Here is a 22,239-nt window from a genome sequence, read left to right as displayed (position 1 = left end):
CTCCCCTGCCGGGGGAGGACCCATGGGTGGAGTGAGGTGGTCCCAGTTTTTTGGACAGGTCGTTAAGGTGGATTCCAGGACGGAACGGGAGGCACCGAGATGGCTGGGAAGAGACGGCGGTTCACGCCGGAGTTCAAGGCGCGGGTGGCGCTGGAGGCGCTGCGCGAGCACGACAGCGTGCAGGCGATCGCGAGGCGGCACGAGCTTCATCCGAACCAGGTGAGCACATGGAAGCGGCAGCTGCTCGAGGGGCTGCCGGAGGTGTTCGCCGGGGGCGCGGGCCGCAAGCTCGCCAAGGAGCACGAGGCGAAGGTCCGGGAGCTGCACGCCAAGATCGGGGAGCTCACGGTCGAGCGGGATTTTTTTCGGCGCGGGCTCAAGCGCTGAGCCGGGCGGAGCGGGGGCGGATGATCGAGCGGGACGGACCGCTGAGTCTTTCGAGGCAGTGCGCGCTGGTGGGCGTGAGCCGGTCGTCGCTGTACTACCGGCCGAGGGGGGAGAGCGCGGAGAACCTGGCGCTCATGCGTCGCATTGACGAGCTGCACATGGCGTATCCGTTCTACGGAAGCCGGCAGCTGGTGCGGCATCTGCGTCGCGAGGGCGTTGCCGCGGGCCGGCACCGGATCCGGCGGCTCATGCGCCTGATGGGGGTGGAGGCAACCTACCGGCGGCCGCGCACTAGCGTGGCGGGTCCGGAGCACCGGGTCTTCCCCTATCTGCTGCGCGGCCTCACGATCTCGCGGGCGGACCACGTGTGGTGCGCGGACATCACCTATGTTCCGGTGACGCAAGGCTTTTTCTACCTCGTGGCCGTGATGGACTGGGCGACCCGGCACGTGCTCGCGTGGCGGCTGTCGAACACGATGGACGCGTCGTTCTGCGTCGAAGCCCTGGACCACGCGCTGGGCTGGAGGGCTCCGGAGATCCTGAACACGGATCAAGGCGCCCAGTTCACCAGCGAGGCGTTCGCCGACCGGGTGCTGGGCGCGGGCGTGGCATTCTCGATGGACGGCCGGGGCCGCTTCCTCGACAACATCTTCATCGAGCGGCTGTGGCGGTCGCTGAAGTACGAGGCGGTGTACCTTCACGAACTCCGCGACGGGCTGGACGCCGAACGGATCATCGGCTCGTGGTTCGACTTCTACAACGAGGTGCGTCCGCATTCGTCCCTCGGCGGACGGACGCCGGGCGAGGCCTACCGCAACGGCACGGGGGCGGTGTGAACGGCGGATCTCGGCGTGCGCCGACGGTCGCCTTCGCAAAGCAGCAGCGGGGCGCGGGAGAAGCCTGGGATCTCCCCATGCCGCGCACCTCGTTCCGCCCGCGGCCAAGCCCCCGTCGCCGACCGGGTTCCCCTCCCGCCGGCCGGGGTTCATTTTGGAACCTGTCCCTCCCCTGCCGGGGGAGGACCCATGGGTGGAGCATCCACCCCGAGAGAACACACGGAGAAGGCTCCCGAGGGCTCTCACAACCACTCGGAATCCACCTTAACTTTGCCCTCGGACTGTCCAACGAAGTAAGACCACCTCAGAGCATCCACCCCGAGAGAACACACGGAGAAGGCTCCCGAGGGCTCTCACAACCACTCGGAATCCACCTTAACTTTGCCCTCGGACTGTCCAACGAAGTAAGACCACCTCAGATGTTCAAACCGGACATGTTACGTGCTACAAAACCGGACAACTTCATTTGCTCCTTACAGTTGGAGGCTAAGGTGTTGCTAAATCCTCCTAGGTGCGCTAAGTGCCCTTCCATGTACCTTGCGGACCTCCTCCCGCATACGGCTGGAGGAATCCCGGCGAGGAGAATCGTTTGCTGGCTTGTCGACGCGCCAAGACATAACCTACCCCTGAGGAGGAGAATCGTTCCGTGGCTACCAGCGTCCTTCGTCAGCACGGCAGGCGCCGCGGCCCCTCCGCCTTAGGGGATCCGGGGATCTCACGGTGACCCTTAACCCGTAGCGAGAGAGGAGTGTACGACAATGTACCGTCCCAAGGCCACCCGACTCATCCTTGCCCTCGCCGTTGTCGGCACGTTGGCTCTGGTCATCGCACTCAACTCTGGCCTCGCGCAGTCGGCCCCCACAGCTACCGTTGTGCCCCGCGCTAGCATCGTCCAGTCCGCGACCGCCCCTCAAGCAACATCTCAATATGAATTGAAACTAGTCAGCACCTACGGCTGGGGCTCACTCGCAGACTCTGTTGCACACATGACCGATTGGGAGCGGCGTCACGGGGCTGGCGTCTTGGGTCTGAAGGTGGTCGGTCTCGCGGTGGGTCCCCGTGGACATGTTTATGTTCTCGATTGGGACTACCAGAAGATCGTCGAGTTCGACTCTGATGGCGTGTACCAACGTATTATCATGGGGGGGTATGGACAGGGCCCCGGCGAATTCATAAGACCGTGGAGTCTCGCGATTTCGCCGTCGGGGTTGCTCGCGGTCCTCGATGCCGGTACGAGACGCGTCTCTTTCTTCGACACGGAGGAAGGATTCCAAGATAGTTTCCAGATAGATTTCCGGGCCATGGATGTCGCGTTTGCGCTTGGCGGTGTTCTTGTTACACGGTGGTATGGTGCTGCCGGGTACAGCGCAACCCTTTTTCGGCAGGACGGAACAATTCTGAGAGAGATCCTTCCGGTTACGGAACGGGAGGCAGAGTTCTCAGCGTTCGGAGAACCGGGGATCATGGCACCGACGGCTCGCGGCGTTCTGTTTGCTTCTCCCGTGGTCGGGCGTTGGAGAGGCTTGGACGATCCTCCCTCGGCGTCGCGCGGTGTCGAGCTATTCCCGGATACCCGCCTTCTTCATAGCGAGCTAGAACCGTCCGGATTCGAGTCTCGTCAGGTCGCTGTAGGCCCGAGGGGGATTGGAGTGACGCCGGTTGGGGAAACCGTGCTTTTCTACCAAATCTCCCCCCTTCCGGATGCGGACCCCGAGGAGCTGGGGGAGCCAGGCCATTGGGTTGCACGATTCGATCGCGAGGGCGATTATCAGGGGTCCTCTCCTCTGTTTTCCGACGGTTTGTTCCGGTCTCGTTTCACTCTGTCACCGCACACAGGCAACTTGTTTGCGTTCCAACTAGAGCCGTATCCGCACGTCCGCGAATACGAACTTATCCTGATCGGGCAGTGAACGTCGCTCGTCTCGGATCGGAATGAGGGGAGGCTCCGTGATGCGTAGAATTGCATTCTGGTTCATTTGCAGCCTCGTCGTGCTAGGAACTGGCATTGCGGCGGGCCGGGTGGTCGGACCACTTGGACCGTCCGGCCTCGAGCCGACACAAGACGGCACGACTGATGCCACGCAAGTCACATGGGGCCTCGCCCCACTCACGGCTGAACCGGAAGTTCGGCAAACGCTTGACTCGCTTCTCACAGCGCGTTCGCCTTCCTTCGTTGCCGTCGTACTATTCAACACAGCGTGCGGCCACTGCTTTGGGGAGGCCGTGGAATGGGGTAACCTCCAGAGGCAGCATGAAGGTCGCATCCGCATCGTGGCCCTCGCCATCCAGCAAGACAGCATTCCCTTACACTTGGATCGCTTCCAACAAGCCAGCGGAGAGGGTGTGGCCTATGGAGCAATGAACCGAGACGTGGCGGCTGCCATTGGCGTCCGCATGTTTCCGACGATTCTGGTCCTCGATGCCTCCGGCGTCATCCGGCATGCCATGGATGGGGGTACCGCAACGGAAGGCTTTGGGGATTGGTTGGCTAGCAGGCCGTGGAAGAAGTGGTCGCCGGCGTGGCTGACTGTGGAAGCGGAAAGTGGCGGATGTTTTGGGCACTGTTATGCAAAAGGCGGCCCGGGGGGCGGTGAAAGCCGCGATTTGCGCCCGGGAGGCCGAGAATGCGCCCGATTCGGCCAAGAAAGGCGGCAAAGTCGCGTGCGGAGGCGTCCGAGAGGGCCGCGGCCGCCGCCGCGAGGCCCCGCAGGCCGCGCGGGGTGCCGAAGCCGAAGCGGCCGCGCATCGCCAGCGAGAGGTTGAAGGCGGCGGCGTGAACGAGCATCCGTTTTCGGATCTCCTCCTGCCCGCGGACGTGAACGCGGCGCAACCCTCCGGTCACGAGGAGGTGGGCGAAGGTGCGCTCCAGCTTCTCTCCGCGTTCGCGCCGCAGCCGCTTCCCCCGCTCGCCCCGGATCCGGCGGCGGTTGCCGTACACGGCCTTCCGCGCGTCCCGCTTGCCCTTCCACTTCCGGCGGCCCCGGTTCGGCTCGCTCACGTAGCTCCGCAGTCCCCGCTCCTTCACGCCCGTCATGATCGCGTTCGAGTGGTAGCCCTTGTCGGCCACCACTTCCCTCGGCTCCGCACCCACTTCCGCCAGCCGCCGCTCCGTCTCGTCCAGCGTCACCGGCAGCGAGGCGCAGTCGCCGCCGTCCATCGTCTGCACCGTCACGGCGACCACCGCGCCGGTCTCCATGTCGACCGCCTGCTCGAGCTTGTGCGCCAGGCGGGTGCGGCCGTCCTTCATCCTCGTGATCCGCGCCTCCGGGTCGTGCGGATGCTTCCAGTCCCTGTTCGACCCCTTCCCCGGGCGCTTGCGGTCCAGCTTCGCAAGGTCGGCCCGCGTCGGCGTCTCGATCCCGGAGGACCGCGCCAGCTGCTCGAGCCACGCGTCGTACTCCGTCTCGTCGTCACGCCGCACGATCGCGCGCAGCGCCGCGTTCGCCTCCAGCGTCGTCGAGTCCACCCCCACCGTCTTGCCCCGCGGCAGCCCCGACTCCCGCAGCACCTCCAGCACCCAGCCGAACACCGCGCCGTGGGCCTCCAGGCTCAGCCGCTTGCGCGTCTTCGACAGCGTGGAATGCTCCGGCGGCGTCTTCGCCAGACCGTAGCCCAGAAACTCCCGCAACGAGATCGAGTCCCGGCACCGCCACGCGATGCCCCGTTCCGAGCCGATCCCCTCCAGGTATCCCACCATCAGCATCCGGAAGTACACGCCCGGAGGAAGGCCCGGCCGGCCCATCCGCGCCGCGTAGAACTCCCGGCACGCCTCCTCGGCGAACTCGTCGAAGCCGCTCTTGCGCAGAAGCTTGTCCAAAGCCGCGTAGAACGGGTGGTCCTGGGCTTACCCCGTTTCAGTGGACAGGTGAAAGTGGTGGTTTCCTCCTTTCTCGCCACCTCGCGGGAGAGAAGAGCGGTCGCCGCGCCGAAGGCGTGGCGGACCGTGGGAGAGGGACGCGGCCCGGGGGTCACGCCGCCTCCCCTTTCTCGCGCGCCTCGAAGCTGGCGGGCGACTCGTAGCCGAGGCTCGAGTGCCGCCGGCGCGGGTTGTACCAGCCCTCGATGAACCGGAACACCTCCCGGCGGGCCTCGCCGGGCGTCCGGAACGAGCGCCGCGAGATCAGTTCGCACTCCAGCGTGGCGAAGAACGACTCGCACATGGCGTTGTCGTAGGCGTCGCCCACCGAGCCCATCGAGGGCCTGACCCCGGCCCTCCGGCAGCGGCCGCCGAAGGCGTAGGACGTGTACTGGCTGCCTTGGTCGCTGTGGTGGATCACCTCCTCGGGGCGCCGCTGCGCCAGCGCCATGTCGAAGGCGTCCAGCACCGGGGACGTCCTCAGGTGCGTCGCCATCGACCAGCCCACGATGCGGCGGCTCCAGGCGTCGAGCACGACGGCCAGATAGAGGAAGCCCGCCCAGGTCGGCACGTACGTGATGTCGGCCACCCAGAGTTCGTCCGGTCCGGAGGCCGAGAAGTCTCGGTCCACGAGATCCGGCGCGGGCCTGGACTTCGCGGCCCGCTTCGTCGTACTGCCCTTGCGGCGCCGGCTCACGCCCTCGACCCCGGCCGCCCGCATCAGCCGGGCGACCCGGTTCACGCCCGCCTCGCGGCCCCGGGCCCTCAGCTCGGCGTGGATCCGCGGCGCCCCGTACGTTCCGTCGCTCATGGCGTGAATCTCAAGGATCTCCTCGGTGAGCGCCGCGTTCGCACGCGCCCGCTCCGACGGCTCCCGCGTCCGCCACGCGTAGTACCCGCTCGGGGAGAGTCCCGGCAGGCGGCACATCACGCGCACCGGATAGGCGGCCCGGTGATCGCTCACGAACCGGAACCCCCTCGGGGGATCGATCCGCTCTCCTTGGCGAACCAGGCCGTGGCTTTTGCCAATATGTCGTATGTCGCGCTCGATCTTCACACGGCGCAGTTCGCGCTTCAGTTCCCGGACTTCCTTGCGCTCAGCCGTCGTCAGACCGTTGGTGCGACGCCCCTCGTCCAGATCGGCCTGTTCCACCCAGCGCCGGATCGCCGTCGCCGAGGGCTCGAACTCGCGAGCCAACTGGTCCGCGCTCTGCCCCGCACGGACCAGATCCACCATCCGCGCCTTGTACTCCGGCGCGTATCTCCGTCCCGACATGCGACACCTCCTCGTTGTGACCAACGCTCAAAGGTGTCCACCAACTCGGGGTAACTCCATATAAGCGTCGGGCAAAAGTGCTATGATTGCTGGGGAGTTGGTTAAGCTGCGGTCGAATGACGCAGCCTTGCCGCTGCGTGACTAGCGATCAAGTAACATGACACGAAGGGCCAATGTCGTCCGTGCCGTGAAGTTCTCTCCGACGCACCCCTGCCCGGCAACCCAGAACGAGTGTACGGGGCGGGGGTGCGTTTTGCGGGATGTCGCGGTCGGGGGAATCGGATTGGTGATGCAGTAGCCTTTAGGGAGGATGCCGGAGTGACCGCGCTTTCGTTGTTAGAGACTCGGTGGGCGACATTGAGCCCAGGGCTCCTGTTCACATGCTTGTTTTTTGTCGCGTTGGCTTCTGGATGCAGCGATGACTCAGGCGCCCGGGAATTGCGGGGGCGAGTGCCTACCCTCAACGAACCGCTTCCTTCGCTGCAACTTGTCGACCTCGGAGGAGATAGCGTTCACTTGGACGAATTTCGGGGGCAGGCAGTTGTATTGAACTTGTGGCCACTTGGTGTATCCCATGTCGGGACGAAATGCCAGAACTTCAGGAGCTACACAATCGGTATTCTCACGCTGCTTTTTCGGTTGTGGGGCTCTCGATCGATCAAGGTCACAGTTCGATTGTGGAGCGTTTCTTGGATGAGTTGAACGTTACCCCGGATCCTGCGATCGTCGGCGCGGGGCTGGCCCGGGGAGGGTGGCCGCGGCCGGGGGCGGGATATTGGAAACATAGTGCCGGACTATGGAAAAGCACCGCCCGGGGCCCTACGTTCAAGGGGACTTGAGCAGAGTTCACCCCGGAACGGAGGACACCCGAATGGTGCGTGGAAACGACTATACCGGACCGCGCCCGCACGTGCAAGGATCGGCGGCCGCGCCGAGGGTCCGCGGGGGCGGCGGACGGATCACCGACGCGGGCGGCCTCGTCGTGGTGCGGAGGCTGTGGGACGCGCTGGGGCTGGGCGGCTGGATCGACGGGCGGGCGGGGGAGGTCCCCGGCCGCTACCGGCCGTCGCTGATGGTCGAGTCGTGGGTGGCGCCGCTCCTGTACGGCGGCGGGGCGATGGACGACCTGCCGCTTCTGGAACGGCGGGGCGTGCGCCGCATCTTCGGTTGGGCGCGGGTGCCGCACCCGGCCACGTTCGGGCGCTGGCCGCGGTGCTCGGCCGCGGTGATGTCCCCCCTGCTCGACGATCTGCCGTGGCGGATGGTGCGGCGGCGCTGGGAGCTGGCCGGCGGGGCGCCCCGGTCGGCGACGATCGTGATGGACTCGACGGTCGTGGTGCGCTACGGACTGAAGCGGGCGGGGGCGGAGCGGGGCTACAACCCGAAGAAGCCGGGCCGTCCCTCGCACCACCCGCTTCCGGCCTACGTCCTGGAGACGGGCGACTGCCTCGGGGTGCGCTGGCGGCCGGGGGGCGCGCACACGGCCCGGGGGGCGGAGACGTGGCTGGCCGGGCTGGTGGCCCGCCTGAGGGGGGCGGGGGTGCGGCGGATCGCCGTGCGGCTGGACAAGGGGTTCTTCTCGAAGTCCATCGTCGCGCGCATGGAGGCGCTCGGCGTGTCCTACCTGCTCAAGGTCCCGCGGCACGCCTGGCTCGGCGGCTTCCGGGGCGCCTGGGAGACCGCCGCCCGGGACGGGGCCGGGGACCGGGAGCTGAGGACCGCCTCCGGCGAGCTGTGGGGGACCAGGCTTCTCTCGGTCGAGAGGCGGAGACGGGTCGGGCCCGTGGAGGGGGAGCTCGATCTCGCGGCGTGGGAGACCACGATGAGCGCCGACGTGCTGACCGACATCGAGGACATCGGCCCCGTCGAGGCGTGGCGCGCCTACAACGCGGGCGCGGTCGTCGAGCGGCGGATCGGCGAGCTGGGCCAGCTCTCGGCCGGGCGCACCGCGGTGGACGACCTCGGCGGCAACGCCCTCCCGTGGGGCCTCGCCGCGCTCGCCTACCAGCTTCTTCACGTCCTGCGCGCGAACTGCCTCGGCGGCGGCTGGCGCGCCGTGCAGCCGCGCGGCATCCGGCTGCGCCTGCTGCGCGCCCCCGCCAGGATCACCTCCCACGCCCGCCGAACCTCGCTCGGGTTCGCGCGCGCCGAACCGGCCCTCGGCCTCCTCCGGCGGGTCCTCCGGACCATCGAGGGCGGTCTCCCGCCGCCCGTACCGGCCTGAACGGTCCCGGCCCCGGCTTTCCGAAGGCGCCGCGCGGCGGCGCCCCCTCCCCGTGTCTCCGCGAGCCGCCGGGGACGCTCCCCGAGTGCCCCCGGGCCGTCCCCGCCGCCCGCGGCCGCCTCGAAAATGCCCCTCCCGGCACCGAACCACCGCCCCCGCGGGTCATAATCACGCCCCCGGCCCACGACTATCCGCCAATGCAGGATCCGGGGTTACGTATCCTAACCTGAGAGGCGAGGCCGAGGTCGTTACTAATGCGTTAGACCTCTCACCTTTCGTGCCGCAGACTATGCTCATAGACGCAGATGGGTTGGTCAGAGCATACTGGGGCGGTCGCTTTCGGCCCTTTGAGCCGGAGACAGAACGCCTGTTGGAGGAAGTCTTGGGGCAGAATGGTCGTGGGAGCGAGCCTGACTCGGAACTGAGATAAGCGTTTGAAGTGACCCCCAAAAGTTGGACACCCGACCTCCGGGTTTATTGTGCTGCTCAACCCTCGCGGTAGAAGTCCTCGATGATCGTCAGGGGTGGCCGGTCTCCGAGGGAGGAGTGACGGCGCACCCGATTGTAGTAGTTGATCCGATCCCGGACGACGGCCGCGAGTTCCTCGAGCGAGCCGGCGTCGAGGACCAGCGACCGGTTCTCCACCTTGAACCGGCCGAAGAAGCTCTCCATCTCCGGGTTGTCCCTCGGTCCGCGGAGCGCGTGGGAGAGCCGCGCGCCCGCCGCCAGGAGCCGGCCGGTCCATGCGTAGCCGGTGAACACGGGGTCCCCGGTCCTGGTGGACGATGATCCCGTCCAGCGAGTTCCGGAGGCGGGCCAGGGCCCGCTCCGCGGCCGTCCAGGCCGAGAGCGCCAGATCGGAGTTGGCCGACGCTCCAACGGCGAAGCCCGGCACGTACTTCGCCTGGCGATCGAGGATGGGGATCATCCACGCCTTCCTAGAAGCGGAGGCGGACACCGAGTTGCGCGCGGCGGGTGTCTCCGAGGCCGCTCCGGATCGTGCCGTCGAAGTTGAACAGGAGACCGGTCTGCGCCGTGTCGAGGAAGTTGTCGGCGCCTGTCAGGTTGAAGACCTCGAAGATGGGCTCGATCGTCCGTCCGCCGCCGAGGTCGAACGCCCTCGAGATCCGCAGATCCCAGGTGAAGAAGTCGTTCTCGCGGCGCAGCGTGTTGCGCCTGAGAACGGAACCGTCCGCACACACCCGGTCCGCCGGGGCCCCGGCACGCTCCCCCGCCGGCGCGGCCAGAGGGTTCGCCACCGTCGGCCCGCAGCTCTCCGACACGGGCGAGGCGGAGAGAACCCGGAACACGTGGTTCAGCACGACGCCCCGCCCGAGATCGAAGAGCGCGAAGCCGGTGAACTGGTGGCGACGGTCGCGGACGGACCAGTTGTACTCCGGCTCGAAATCGGAGGCGGTCGCATAGAAGAAGTTGAACGGATCGCGCTCGTTGTCGTCGTCCGACCTGTCGAAACCCAGCGTGTAGTTCGCCTCGAAGCTCAGCCGGCCGGCGAGCGCCTCGTCCGCGTGAAGCCCGAGCGTGAGCGCGTTGTAGCGTGAGCGGGCGCTGCTCTCGGTGACCGTGAGCGTTCCCAGCCCGCTGGCGCCTTCCGCGAACGGAGCGCCCAGTTCCCCTGCGTTGCGGTCCACGAAGCGGAACAGATTGTCCGTCCGCGCGTGCTGCAGGGACAGCGTGAACGCCACCGCGTCACTGACCGCCCGTTCCAGCGCCACGTTGAAGGACCAGGTCCGCGGGAGTTCGAGACTTCGATCCGCGACGTTCACTCCCGGCTGGAAGGGGGGCGTCCCCGGCGGCGGGGGCGTGAGGAAATCGCCGATCTGCGGCGGGGGCGGAAGGAACGGAGAATCGCTGCTCGCGAACAGCGTCCCCTGGAAGGCGCCGTTCGTCGTACGGTGCTGCGCGAACACCAGCATCGGGAGGCGCGAGAAGTAGGACCCCGCGTTGACCCGCAGGAGCGTGCGGCCGTCGTCCCCCGGATCCCAGGCGAGCCCGAAGCGCGGCTGGAAGTTGTCGAGGTCGTCCGGAATCGTCCCGTCCGACGGGAACGCCGGGTGCCCGAGCCAGGGGCCGTAGAAGGTGTCCTCGGGGTCGATGAACGTCTCCGGGTGCCACGAGCCTTCCCAGCGCACGCCGAGGTTCAGCGTCAGGTTGCTCCGCGGGCGCCACGTGTCCTGGATGAAGAGCCCCAGCTCGTCCATCGGGAAGTCCTGCAGTCCGAGCTGTTCCTGCGGCGTGTCCCCCAGCGTGAGCGCCTGCAGGTAGAGGAGGACCGGCCCCGTGATCGTCGTCCCGTCGGGACAGACGCCCGCCGCGCTGTCGGAGCCGTCCGAGCAGGTCACGTAGCGGTTCCCCTGCGTGACGAAGTTCATGAACCCGTCCACCGAGGCGAACTTGTAGAGCCCGTTCGCGAAGCCGATGAACTGCTGCCCGACGCCCGTCCGGTTGTACTCCACGCCCACCTTGAGCAGGTGGTCGCCGGCGAGAAAGGAGAGGTTGTCGACGAGCTGGACGCGGGTGTCGTATCCCGGGTCGACGGGGAGGAAGAACGGGAGCCCGATCCGGAATCCGTCCGCGAAGTCCATCGCGATATCCGGGAACGGACGACCACCGATCGCGGCGAAAGCCGGCTGCGGCGGCGCCGCGGCGCCCGGGACCAGCGGTCCGTCGTAGCCGCGCGGCCGGTCTTCACGCGCGTACTGAAACCGGAACTCGTGCGACACGGTGTTGGAGAGTTGCGACCGGAGGCTCGCGTTCACCGCGTGCGAGAAGTCCTCCTCCAGTCCGTTGGCGCTCAGCCCCCATGAATCGACATCGAACGTCCCGTTCACCTGCTGCGACCAGGTGTAGTTGTACTTGAGCGACGCCTGGTGCCGGTCGCTGAGGTTGAAGTCGAGCTTCGCGATGAGGGCCCGGTTGTCGTCCGTCCGCCGGATGGGGCCGAACTCGTCCTCGAACAGGCCGGGCCACTGCGCCTGGAGGAAGGTCTCCAGCTTCTGGAGTTCGGGGGGGTTCGCCACATTGCGCGTGAACTGCTTGGTCTCGCTCGCCTCCTGCTGGTCGTACGCAAGGAAGAAGAACGCCCGGTCGCGCACGATCGGGCCGCCGAAGGTGAACCCGAACTGGCTGCGCCCGAATTCGGGTTTGTCACCCCCCCGGGCGCTCGGGTACGCGGAGGAGATCGCGTCCCACTGGCCGAAGTAGTGCGCGGATCCGACGAAGTCGTTGGTGCCGGACTTCGTGATCACGTTCACGAAGCCGCCCGCCGAGCGTCCGAACTCGGCCGAGGCTCCCTGGTTCACGACCACGAGTTCCTCGATCGCGTCCTGATTGAAGGTGAAGGCGGGCCGCTGGCCGCCGCGCTGCTCGCCGAAGAAGGGGTTGTTGAAGTCCGCGCCGTCGACGGAGACGTTGTTGAAGATCCCTCGCTGCCCGCCGATGTTCAGGACCTCCCCATCCGGCCCCTGCGACACCGAGACGCCGGGCGTAAGAAGCGTGTAGTCGAGGAAGTTGCGGCCGTTGTTCGGCAGGTTGTCGACGACCTCCTCGGGCAGACGATGGGTACTCGAGGCATCCCCGGTGTCGACCAGGGGGGCCGCCTCCGCCGTCACGGTGATTTCGGCCACCGACACGGGCTTGAACTCGAGCAGGAGGTCGAGCGTCTCGCCGACCCGGAGCACGAGGCCTTCCACGCGTTCCGCCCCGAACCGACCGAGCGCGCGCGCCGTGACGTCGTAGACTCCGAGCGGGAGGAGCGTCCGCGCAAAGGTTCCGTTCGAGGTCGTCTCGACCGTGGTTGTGAGCCCCGTCGCGCGATGTTGGAGGACGAGGGCCGCGCCGGCCACGGGCGCTCCCAGCGGGTCCCGGACGACCCCGCGAATGATGCCGGTCGTGGCCTGGGACTGGGCGACCGCATCCGCCGTGCCGGCGGACAGCAGTACGAGGATCGCGAACAATCCGCCGGAGCGGCGTCGGGAAGCGGGAATGCGGGGCGGCCGCATGGGCGCATCCTTGTCTGGTTCGGGGAACTATGGGCCCGGCAGGATTCGAACCTGCGACCTTGGGATTATGAGTCCCCTGCTCTAACCGGCTGAGCTACGGGCCCGGGCGCGTCGCGGCCTCTCGCGACGCCCGCGAAACGTACGCGGCGGAGCGCGGCGGACCAACGTCGGCATTTGGCCGCCGGTCAGGCCGTGACTTCAATCTCGATCTCCGGTCCGGTCCGCTCCGCGACCTCGCCGACGAGGGCGGCCGCGTACCCGCCGGCCTCGAGCGCCGCAGTCGCGGCCGCGGCCTGGTCCCGCGGGACCGCCGCGAGCAGTCCACCCGAGGTTTGAGGGTCGAGCAGGATGTCCCTCAGGGCCCCGGGGATCCGCTCGTCCCAGCGGACGTGCGGGGAGACCGCGCCGCGGTTGCGGGAGGTCCCGCCGGGGACGCACCCCTCTTCCGCGAGGCGGAGCGCGCCGGGGAGGACTTTCGGCGCCGAAGCCCGGATCCGCGCGCTCGCGCCGGAGGCCCGGCACATCTCGAGCAGGTGGCCGAGAAGCCCGAACCCGGTCACGTCGGTCGCCGCGTGCACCTCGAAGCCCGACAGCACCGCAGTCGCCTGGCGGTTGAGTTGCCGCATTGAGGCGATGGCGACCTGGAGATCGGCCGCGGGCGTGACGCCGCGCTTCACACCCGTCGTCACGACCCCCGTCCCGAGCGCCTTGCCGAGCACGAGCGCATCCCCGGGTCGGGCGCCGCCCTTGCGCCACAGGCGATCGGGGTCGGCGAGTCCGATCGCGACCAGCCCGAACTTGGGTTCGGCGTCGTCGATCGAGTGCCCGCCGGCCACCGGGATCCCGGCCTCGGCGCACACTTCCCCCGCCCCGCGCAGGATCGCGCCCACCGTCTCGTGGGACAGGGTTTCGGACGGGACGGCGAGGATGTTGAGGCCGAACAGGGGTCGGGCGCGCATCGCGTACAGGTCGCCGAGCGCGTTCGCGGCCGCGATGGCGCCGAAATCTGCGGGGTCGTCGACGAGCGGGGTGAAGAAATCGAGGCTCGCGACGATCGCCTCCCCGCTCTCGAGCAGATACACGGCGGCGTCATCCGGACCCTCGAGTCCCACGAGGAGCCGGTCATCGGGCAAGATCGGAACGTGCTCGAGAATGCGGCCCAGATCCTCCGGGCCGAGCTTGCACGCTCAGCCGGCTCCGTGGGAATACTGGGTCAGACGGGCGGCTTCGGCCGAAGGCGAGTTCATGGGGCCGAAGCTACGGTGACGCGAGGCGTCCCGCAGGCGTTCTACCAGTTGCGCTCGACCACGGGATCCTGGAAGCGGTTGCGGCCCATCACGCGGTCGCGGATCGCGGCCTCCGCATCGCCCGCCTGGTCGAGGAGGGCTGCCGCCTCCTCCGGAGACAGCATCTGAAGCTCCCCGGAGCCGGCCGCCGCCGCCGCGCCCGCCCCGCTTCCCTGAGGCGACTGTCCTTCGCCGCTCTGCTGGTCGTCGCCGCCGCTCTCGCCTTCCTCCTCGAGCCAGCGCTCGATGAGTTCGAGGTTCCAGCGGGCGTCCTCGTCGTCCGCCCGGGCGCGGAGGACGGCGCGGAAGGCCTCTCGCGCGGACTGGAGGGCGGCTCGCCTCGCGGACGGGTCGTTCTGCGCGAAGCGGCCGTCCAGCGCCGAGCTGAGTCCGAGGTTGTAGAAGGCGCTCTGCCGCACCTCTTCGCGCTCGCTCCCGATCGACTGCTGGAGGGGGACCTGCGCCTCGGACACCTGGCCGTCGTTGAGGAGGGCGGTCCCGTAGTTGTACTGGTCGATCGGCCGGTTCGAGGAAGCGGCCCGCTCGCGGTAGCGTTCGACGACCTCTGATTCGGTCGTCGGGCGCTCGCCTTCCGCCGGCTGGCGCGCACCCCCCGGCGGGGCGGCCTGCCGGACCCCCGCCGTAAGGACGACGACCAAGGCCGTCGCGACCGCCAGGCCAGGAATCTTGCGCATGCTTCCCGATTCACCCACGTGGCAAGAGAAACCCTTCGCCCCAGAGGCTGACGAAGGCGAGCAGCAGCAACACGGCCACGGCCAGGTCGTCCGTCGACGTCACCGGATCCCGCGTGCCACGGGCCAGTTCGTCGTCGATCTCCGCGATGCCCTCGTCCCCGCGAACATAGCGGCCGCCGGTCGCGGTCGTCATCTCCGTCAGCGACGCCTCGTCGAGCCTCGTGACGACGGGGTTGCCGTCCGGGCCCTGCAGGACGGACGCCCCGCCCCTCCGGCGCGCCGCCATCGTCGGGTCCAGCGACGCCTCACGCGTAAGGGGGATCTGCCCGCCGGCGGTCGTTCCGATCCCGACCGCGTGGATCACGATCCCGGCGTCCCGAGCGCGGCCGATCGCCTCGCCGAACGGCGGTCCGGCGGTCTCCTCGCCGTCGGAGAAGACGACGATCGACTTCTTCGCCCCCTCCTCCCCGCCGGCGAGGAGATCGATCGACTGCGTCAGACCGGAGGCGAGCGACGACCCGCCGAGCCCCACCGCGGCCGGCCGCACTCCCTCGGCCAGCATCTCGATCGCGCTCACATCCGTGGTCAGCGGAGAGAGCACGTACGCCCGGCCCGCGAAGTAGACGACGCCGATCCGTCCTTCGAGGCGCGTCGCGAGGCGCGCCGCGAGTTCACGCTGGACCTGGAGGCGGCTCGGCTCGACATCTCCCGCCAGCATCGAGTTCGAGGCGTCGAGGAGCAGGATCGTCTCCACGCCGCTCTCGTCCAGGCGTCGGGCCTCCCTCCCGCCGGACCCGGAGGCGAGGGCGACGGCGATGACGCCCAGCGCGAGGAGGGCCAGGCGCACGGACGGAATCGCGTCGGCCGGGAGCCGCACGTACCGCTCGAGCAGAGACGCGTCGGCGAGCCGCGCCCGGTCGGTGGACGAGCGCCGGGTCGCAAGCAGCCGCAACCCGACGGCGAGCGCGCCCGCGAGAAGGGCGATCGGGAGAGGCGCCACGATCAGACCCACACCCGGCGCGCGCGCGTCGCGGCCAGAAGAAGCTCGAACAGGATCAGGGCCAGCGCGGCGATGAGCAGTTCCCTCCGCATCCCGACGCGCTCCTCGGTCCGGATTTCCTTGATCGGCGTGGTCTCGAGTTCGTTGATCCGTTCGTAGATCTGCGTCAGGCCCTCGGGGTCGGTGGCGCGGAAGTAGACGCCGCCGGTGCGCGCCGCCATCCGCTCGAGCAGTTCGTCGTTCACGTTCACGCGGATGTTCGCGTACTGGTAGCCGAAGGCGGTGCGCGCGACCGGGACCGGCGCGACGCCGTCCCGGCCGACGCCGATCGTATAGACGCGGATGCCCAGTGACGCCGCGGCGGCTGTCGCCTCCTCGGGCGAGATGCCGCCGCTGTTGTTGTCTCCATCGGTGAGCAGGACGACGATGCGCGATTCCGGCTCGAGGTCGCGGAGGCGGTTCGAAGCGGTGGCAAGCGCGACGCCGATCGCGGTCCCGTCCCGCAACTGTCCCGCTTCCAGGCGTTCGACGGCGCTCTCGACCACGGGGTGATCGAGCGTCCCGGGAACCATGGTGAGGGCTTCACCCGCGAACGCGACGAGGCCCATCCAGTCGGACTCGCGTCCCTCTATGAAGCGGACGACCTCCCTCTTCGCGACCTCGATCCGGTTGTCCGGGCGGAAGTCCTCCGCCAGCATCGAACTGGAGATGTCGACGGCGAGCATGATCGCCACGCCCTCGCGCTCCGACTCGACCCGCTCCCAGACGCGAACGGGGTTGACGAGCGTGATCACGACGAGGGCGAGGGCGATCGTCCGCAGGACCGGCGGGAGCCACCACCAGAAGCGACCCCGTCCCCCGGAACCGGCGAGACGCGCGATGTCGGGATAGGGGAGCCGGATCCGGCCGGCGCGGAGCAGCGCCCACCCCAGCGGCAGGAGGAGCAGGAGGAGGAGGAAGGGCCAGCCCGGGAGCGCGAAACCGGTCATCCCGCGTCCTCCCCGTCGGCGTGCGGCTCTTCCGGGTCCGGGTCCGGCTCCGGCATTTCCGAGCGCACGAACGCCTCGCCGACTTCGATGTCGGCGACGGGGCCGTGCCGGTCCGTCCGCAGCCGCGCGAACCTGGCCATGATCGAGTGGCGCAGGGCCGAGATCAGCCCCGTATCGGAGTCGCCGAGTCCGAGCAGTTCGTTCGACGGCGCCCAGCCGCGCGTCTCGCGCGCGTAGCGCCTGAGGGTGGCTTCGTACCCATCGTAGAAGCGGTCCCCGGTCAGCCGGCGCTCGACCCAGACGCGGCGGAGGCGCGCGAATTCCCGCAGCGCGAGGTCACCGGGGTGAAGTGGCCCCTCGGGGCCGGGAGTCGCGAAGCGGCGCCTGCCCCACGCCCACCAGGCGAGTCCGGCCACCGCCGCCAGGAGCGCGAGGAGCCACCACGGAGACGCACCAAAGCGCAGGAACGGACGGGCGTCGCGCAACTCGAGCGCGGCCTCGTCGCCGGGGAGGACGCTGAAGACGGCCACCACCGGCGGCTCGAGCGTGCGGGTCACGCCGCCCGCGCCGACGAGTTGCGCCTCGACCGGCGGGATGGAGAGCGTATCGGCCCGCCAGGCGACGAGCGTGTATTCGGCCTCCCAGCGGCGTCCGTCGTCGGCCGAGAGAATCCGCGCCGGTGCCGCCTGCTCGAGCGACTCGGGGAGGTCCAGGAGCGCGGGGAACCGCACCTCCCCGGACCGCGCCTGCCGGACGACGAACCGGACCGTGAACGGCTCGCCGACGCGAACCGAATCCGCCTCCACGGTCGCTCCGAGGTCCACCGCCGCCTGGCCCGCCAGATCCGGCGCGAGGCCCCACGCGGCCCAGACCAGCAGCCCGAAACCAGGCCGGGCACCCCGCCTCACCACAGCCTCCGCCGACCTCGGGCCGCGAAGAAACCGGCAAGTCGCGATTCGTACGGCACGTTGGTGCGAAGCCGCATCAGGTCGACGTGGCAGCGCGCGCAGAGCAGCTCGAGCTTGCGGTCCCGCGCCATCGAGCGACCGGTCAGCCTCTCGCGCACTGCGTCATCTCCGAGGTCGACCACCGCGCGCCGGCCCGTCTCGGGATCGACGACCTCCACCCAGCCCGATTGGGGGATCGTCGTCTCCGCGGGGTCGTCCACCGCGAGCACGACCACATCGTGGCGGCCGGAGAGGGCGAGCAGCGGGCGGGCGAGATCGGCGGCCCCCACGAAGTCCGAGATGACGAACACCAGGGAGCGCACGGTGAGCATGCGCGCCGCGGTGACGAGGGCGAGATCGACGTCGGTGCCCTTCCCTTCCGGCTGGACCGTCAGGAGCTGGTGCAGAAGACGGAGGTTGCGGTTACGGCCCCGGGCGGGACGGGCGTAGCTCTCGATCCGGTCGCTGAACAGGAGCAACCCGACGGGATCGCCGGCTCGTATCGCGGCCAGGGCCAGTACGCTCGCGACTTCCGCCACCAGGTCGCGCTTCAGCGTCCCGCGCGTACCGAATTCGTTCGACGCGGAAACGTCCACGACGAGGAGGACGGCCAATTCGCGTTCTTCGACAAAGCGCTTGACGTACGGGCGGCGCATGCGCGCCGTGACCTTCCAGTCGATCGCCTGGAACGGATCGCCGGGCTGGTACTCGCGGACCTCCGAGAACTCGATCCCGTGCCCGCGAAAGAGCGACGGGTACGGCCCCAGGGCGGGGTTGTCCATGAACCGCCGGCTCTTCAACTCGAGCCGCCTCACTTCCTTCGAGGCCGTGGCCGGGTCGGGCGTCGACGCCGGCCGGAGCGGGCGCCACAGGAGATCACGGAGCCTCACGGCACCGGGACGGTCTCCAGCAGACGGTCGAGGATGTGCTCGGCATCGAGTTGCTCCGCCTGCGCCTGGAAGGTCAGAACGAGCCGATGACGGAGGACATCGCGGGCGATCGCCTTCACGTCTTCGGGAACCACGAAGGCGCGGCCCTCGACGAACGCATGGGCCCGGGCCGCCCTGGCGAGGTAGATCGTCGCCCGCGGGGAGGCGCCGAACTCGATCCAGTCGACGAGGTCCCCGAGACCGTGCGAAGCCGGCTCCCGCGTCGCCAGCACGAGCGCCAGGATGTAGTCCTCCAGCCGCTCATCCAGATAGATGTCCGGGAGCACGGCCCTCGCGGCCAGGATGCGATCCGGCTCCACGACGGGCTGGACGGGTGGCGGATCCTCCCCCGCCATGAGGCGCATGATGGAACGCTCCTCCTCCGGCGCGGGGTAGTCGACGCGGGTCTTGAACATGAAGCGGTCCACCTGCGCCTCGGGGAGCGGGTACGTCCCTTCGTGTTCGATCGGATTCTGCGTGGCCATGACGAGGAACGGGACGGGAAGAGGGTGGGTCTCCTCCCCGATCGTCACCTGACGCTCCTGCATGGCCTCGAGCAGTGCGGACTGGACCTTGGCCGGCGCGCGGTTGATTTCGTCGGCGAGGACGATGTTCGCGAAGATGGGGCCGCGCTTCGCGGTGAACGTCCCCGTCTTCTCTTCCCATACCAGCGTTCCGACGACGTCGGCCGGAAGCAGGTCCGGCGTGAACTGGATTCGCCTGAACGTCGTGTGGATGGTCTCGGCCAGAGTGCTGACCGTGAGGGTCTTGGCGAGACCCGGCACGCCCTCGAGCAGGATGTGGCCGCCCGTGATCAGGCTCATGAGAACGCGGTCGAGGAGGAGATGCTGTCCGACGATGCGCTTCCCCAACTCGTTCCGGACATCGGGTATGAAGGACCCGGCCTCGCGAATCGATGCGGTCTGGGTCTCGAGGGCCTCCTCCGAGATCCGTTCGGCCGTCCCGGCTTGTGCGTTCATGCACTCTCTCGTGGTGCGCGGTTAGCGTCTGGAGGCGAACAGCCCGTGCCGCATGGCGTTGCTATGCTCCATCTTCGCGCCTCGTCAGGCAAGCACCGTTTCGCCCGCCGGCGCGGCGGCGGAATCCTCGCCGCGAATCGGCAGCCCGATACTTCACTCCCGCGCGACGCGGGAGCAAGCCGCCCGCTCGAGCGCCGCGCGCTCTGCCCGCGTCAGATCGCGGGAGTGCCCGGCCGCCAGGGCGCCGAGTTCGATGGGGCCGAACGAGGTCCTTCGCAAACGCCGGATCGTGACCTCGAGACGCGCCAGCATGCGCCGGATTTCGCGGTTTCGTCCCTCGGCGAGGACGATCTCCACGGCCGGACGGCGGGTTCCGGGTCCTCCGGCCCAGCGGGCGCGCCGGGCCCGCGCCGGGCCATCCGAGAGCGCGACCCCCTCCCGCAGCCGGGCCGGGAGGTCCGCCGCCACCGGCTCGATGAGTTCGACGACGTAGGTCCGGTCCAGTTCCGCACTCGGGTGGAGCAGCCGGTTCGCGAGATCGCCTTCGTTGGACAGCAGGATCAACCCCTCGCTCATGAAGTCGAGCCTACCCAGGTGGGGCAGGTGGTGCGCGTCGGCCGGCACCAGATCGTAGATCGTCGGACGCCCGGAGGGATCTCGTCGCGTGCAGGCGTATCCCGGCGGCTTGTGGAGCGCCAGCCAGCGCGCCGGCTTGAGTGCGACCCGTCGATGGTCGACCTCGACGCGCTCCGTCTCGGGGTCCACGCGGGTGCCGAGTCGCGTGACGACGCGTCCGTTCACCCGGACCCGGCCCGCGGTGATCAACGCTTCGCACTTGCGGCGGGAGGCCACACCCGCCCGGGCGAGGAATTTCTGGAGACGCACGAGCCGGAACCGGGACCGCGCGGCTCAGGGCCGCCCGGCCGCGCCGTCGCCCGTCGGGTCCACCGGTAGCGCGACCTCCGCCGACTCCGGCCGGGCGAGGGCGATCGACAGGTCGTCGGGCGTCGGCAGGTCGGCGAGCGACTGCAGGGCAAAATGATCCAGAAACCGCGGTGTCGTGCCGTAGAGGAGGGGTCTCCCGAGGCCCTCGCCCCGCCCCGTGACCTCCACGAGTTCCCAGTCCTGGAGCGTACGCAGCACCGACGTGGAGGCGACCCCCCGGATCTCCTCGAGTTCGATGCGCCCGATGGGCTGCCGGTACGCGATGATCGCGAGCGTCTCGAGCGCGGCGCGGGACAGCGTCGGAGGTCGCGGCACGGAATCGAACCGTTCGAGGTAGGGCGCGAACTCCGGGCGGGTGAGGATCTGGAACCCGTCTCCGAGCTGGTAGATCTGGAAGGCCCGGCCCTCGTCCTCGTAGTGCGCCCGGAGCGCATCGAGCGCCTCTCGCACCCGCCGTACGTCGAGCGATTCGTCGGCGCGCGCCAGGTCCTTCGCCGTAAGCGGCGTCTGGCTGGCGAAGAGCGCGGCTTCGACGATCTGCTCGGGACTCATCCGCTCTCGTCTCCGGCCCCGGCCCGCCGCGGGCGGCCGAAGAGCCAGATCGCGCCGAAGCGCCGCGTCTGCTCGATCCGGAGGACTTGCTGTTTGGCCAACTCCAGGCAGGCGAGGAGCGCGGCCACCACATGATGCCGCTCCCGCCACGAGGAGAAGAGCCGGGTGAAGGGCACGCGCTCATCCTCGCCGAGCAGCCGACGGATGACCCCGACCTTCTCTTCGACCGTCACGGTCCGGATCGGTGCGACATGTCTCGTGACCGGATCGGGTTCCGGAATGTCGACGAGGACCGCCAGGAAGTCCTCCAGCGTCGTCGACAGCTCCACGCCTTCGCGCTCGCGGACCGGGGACGGAGGCAGAAACCCCTTGGCCAGGAGGCGCCGGCGCTCGAATTCCGCCACGCCCAGCAGCCGGGAGACTTCCTGGAACAGTTCATACTCGAGGAGCCGACGCACGAGTTCCGCCCGCGGGTCGTCTTCCCACTCCGGGTCGCGCCGTCCCGGGAGCAGGAGCCGCGCCTTGATGCGCACGAGCGTCGCGGCCAGTTCGAGGAATTCGCCGGCCCGGTCGAGTTGTAGCCGATCGATCCCGACGGCGAGCGCCTCCTGGAACTGACGGGTGATCCGGGAAATGGGGATGTCGAAGATGTCGATGTCCTGCGACCGGATCAGGTGGAGGAGCAGATCAAGGGGACCCTCGAACCGGTCGAGTTCCACGACGAACGGCTGGGCCGCCTGCTGGCTGGGCAGTCGGTTGGGAACCGCCGTCAACAGTCCTCCCCTCCACACTCCGGCCGGAGGTTCGCGGGGTGCCTCGCCGGCCATGCTGTCCGGACCGAACGAGCGAGGTGCCCGTTGTCGGGCGGACAATGGTTGTCGGGCGGACAATGTAACACGACGAAGGTCACGGCGCGTCGGCGCGGACGCGGAGTTGGAAGTTGACCACCGACTCCCCTATTTTGCGTTTCCCTCGGGGGCGAAGTATGGTCTGCGCCCTCGAATCCCCGCGGAGGAGTGGAGTACCGAGTGCCGAATAACGCGAGCCAGGCGAAACGACTGCGCCAGTCCCGGATGAGGAGACTCCGGAACCGGCAGGTGCGATCCGAGATCCGGACGCGAAGCAAGAAACTCTTCGCGATGACTTCCAGGGAAGAGGCGGAACCCGCGCTGTCCGAACTGTATCAGGCGCTCGACCGGGCGACCCGCGGCAATGTCCTCAAGCCGAACACAGCGGCGCGACAGAAGGCACGAGCTTCGCGGCACGTCCGGGACCTGGCCTGATCCGCACCCGCCCCACCCGCCCGCGGGCGGAACTC

At 68.8% G+C, this 22,239-nt stretch carries 19 protein-coding genes and 1 tRNA gene; 5 read left to right on the top strand and 15 right to left on the bottom strand.

Translation table 11 applies throughout. The annotated features are described in order from the left end of the window. Positions 1–99: 99 nt before the first annotated feature. Together ACOQPP_RS03345 and ACOQPP_RS03340 are read left to right on the top strand one after the other, a co-directional pair. A protein-coding gene (locus ACOQPP_RS03345; RefSeq protein WP_420635870.1) for an IS3 family transposase occupies positions 100–1,223 on the top strand; the annotation gives its coding sequence in 2 pieces (ribosomal slippage) (positions 100–376 and positions 376–1,223; 1,125 coding nt in all). A gap of 758 nt (positions 1,224–1,981) precedes the next feature. After that, on the top strand, positions 1,982–3,133 hold the full coding sequence (locus ACOQPP_RS03340) for a 6-bladed beta-propeller (RefSeq protein ID WP_419165761.1): 1,152 nt from the start codon (positions 1,982–1,984) through the stop codon (positions 3,131–3,133). A gap of 578 nt (positions 3,134–3,711) precedes the next feature. On the opposite strand, the gene ACOQPP_RS03335 is transcribed toward ACOQPP_RS03340, so the two are convergent. After that, positions 3,712–5,040 (bottom strand): transposase, encoded by a 1,329-nt coding sequence (locus tag ACOQPP_RS03335; RefSeq protein ID WP_419165760.1) that lies wholly within the window; start codon positions 5,038–5,040, stop codon positions 3,712–3,714. 151 nt (positions 5,041–5,191) lie between these two features. Further along, entirely contained in the window at positions 5,192–6,355 is a 1,164-nt protein-coding gene (locus tag ACOQPP_RS03330) for an IS3 family transposase (protein WP_420635869.1), read from the bottom strand. A 554-nt stretch (positions 6,356–6,909) separates the two neighbouring features. On the opposite strand from ACOQPP_RS03330, the gene ACOQPP_RS03325 reads away from it, so the two are divergent. Continuing rightward, positions 6,910–7,194: a TlpA disulfide reductase family protein gene (locus ACOQPP_RS03325; protein WP_419165758.1), complete on the top strand. Its 285-nt coding sequence runs from the start codon at positions 6,910–6,912 to the stop codon at positions 7,192–7,194. 32 nt (positions 7,195–7,226) lie between these two features. Then, entirely contained in the window at positions 7,227–8,579 is a 1,353-nt protein-coding gene (locus ACOQPP_RS03320; RefSeq protein ID WP_420635868.1) for a transposase, read from the top strand. Positions 8,580–9,065: 486 nt separating this feature from the next. Here the strand turns inward: ACOQPP_RS03320 and ACOQPP_RS03315 are convergent, their stop codons facing one another. The 13 genes from ACOQPP_RS03315 to ACOQPP_RS03255 all read right to left on the bottom strand — a co-directional run bounded on the left by ACOQPP_RS03315 (position 9,066) and on the right by ACOQPP_RS03255 (position 21,694). Further along, the gene (locus ACOQPP_RS03315) at positions 9,066–9,341 is read right to left on the bottom strand and encodes an integrase core domain-containing protein (protein ID WP_419165756.1); all 276 of its coding nucleotides are present in this window, start codon (positions 9,339–9,341) and stop codon (positions 9,066–9,068) included. Positions 9,342–9,517: 176 nt separating this feature from the next. Next, complete coding sequence (locus tag ACOQPP_RS03310; RefSeq protein WP_419165755.1) at positions 9,518–12,598, bottom strand: TonB-dependent receptor; 3,081 nt, start codon at positions 12,596–12,598, stop codon at positions 9,518–9,520. Positions 12,599–12,628: 30 nt separating this feature from the next. Then, a tRNA-Ile gene (locus ACOQPP_RS03305) sits at positions 12,629–12,702 on the bottom strand. Between the two features lie 81 nt (positions 12,703–12,783). Then, positions 12,784–13,845, bottom strand: a complete 1,062-nt coding sequence (gene selD, locus ACOQPP_RS03300; RefSeq protein WP_419165754.1) for a selenide, water dikinase SelD — start codon at positions 13,843–13,845, stop codon at positions 12,784–12,786. A gap of 41 nt (positions 13,846–13,886) precedes the next feature. Continuing rightward, positions 13,887–14,579 (bottom strand): hypothetical protein, encoded by a 693-nt coding sequence (locus tag ACOQPP_RS03295; protein ID WP_419165753.1) that lies wholly within the window; start codon positions 14,577–14,579, stop codon positions 13,887–13,889. A gap of 10 nt (positions 14,580–14,589) precedes the next feature. Further along, on the bottom strand, positions 14,590–15,579 hold the full coding sequence (locus tag ACOQPP_RS03290) for a vWA domain-containing protein (protein ID WP_419165752.1): 990 nt from the start codon (positions 15,577–15,579) through the stop codon (positions 14,590–14,592). Positions 15,580–15,581: 2 nt separating this feature from the next. Beyond that, on the bottom strand, positions 15,582–16,568 hold the full coding sequence (locus ACOQPP_RS03285; RefSeq protein ID WP_420635867.1) for a VWA domain-containing protein: 987 nt from the start codon (positions 16,566–16,568) through the stop codon (positions 15,582–15,584). Beyond that, the gene (locus ACOQPP_RS03280) at positions 16,565–17,476 is read right to left on the bottom strand and encodes a hypothetical protein (protein ID WP_419165750.1); all 912 of its coding nucleotides are present in this window, start codon (positions 17,474–17,476) and stop codon (positions 16,565–16,567) included. Before ACOQPP_RS03280 ends, ACOQPP_RS03285 begins: the two co-directional genes overlap by 4 nt. Continuing rightward, a complete protein-coding gene (locus tag ACOQPP_RS03275; RefSeq protein WP_419165749.1) occupies positions 17,473–18,405 on the bottom strand; it encodes a DUF58 domain-containing protein in 933 nt (310 codons plus the stop codon). The genes ACOQPP_RS03280 and ACOQPP_RS03275 overlap by 4 nt, the downstream gene beginning before the upstream one ends. Continuing rightward, complete coding sequence (locus tag ACOQPP_RS03270; RefSeq protein WP_419165748.1) at positions 18,402–19,424, bottom strand: AAA family ATPase; 1,023 nt, start codon at positions 19,422–19,424, stop codon at positions 18,402–18,404. Before ACOQPP_RS03270 ends, ACOQPP_RS03275 begins: the two co-directional genes overlap by 4 nt. A 153-nt stretch (positions 19,425–19,577) precedes the next feature. After that, a complete protein-coding gene (locus ACOQPP_RS03265; protein WP_419165747.1) occupies positions 19,578–20,309 on the bottom strand; it encodes a pseudouridine synthase in 732 nt (243 codons plus the stop codon). Between the two features lie 24 nt (positions 20,310–20,333). Next, complete coding sequence (scpB, locus tag ACOQPP_RS03260; protein WP_419165746.1) at positions 20,334–20,921, bottom strand: SMC-Scp complex subunit ScpB; 588 nt, start codon at positions 20,919–20,921, stop codon at positions 20,334–20,336. After that, positions 20,918–21,694, bottom strand: coding sequence for a segregation and condensation protein A (locus tag ACOQPP_RS03255; RefSeq protein WP_419165745.1), 777 nt, complete (start codon positions 21,692–21,694; stop codon positions 20,918–20,920). The genes scpB and ACOQPP_RS03255 overlap by 4 nt, the downstream gene beginning before the upstream one ends. Positions 21,695–21,949: 255 nt before the next feature. Between ACOQPP_RS03255 and rpsT the strand changes: the two genes are divergently transcribed. Beyond that, positions 21,950–22,204: a 30S ribosomal protein S20 gene (gene rpsT, locus ACOQPP_RS03250; protein WP_419165744.1), complete on the top strand. Its 255-nt coding sequence runs from the start codon at positions 21,950–21,952 to the stop codon at positions 22,202–22,204. Positions 22,205–22,239: the final 35 nt, after the last annotated feature.

Origin of the sequence: Candidatus Palauibacter sp., from assembly GCF_965222475.1 — a bacterium.
Classification (GTDB): domain Bacteria; phylum Gemmatimonadota; class Gemmatimonadetes; order Palauibacterales; family Palauibacteraceae; genus Palauibacter.
This window is presented reverse-complemented; position numbering and strand designations above follow the sequence as displayed.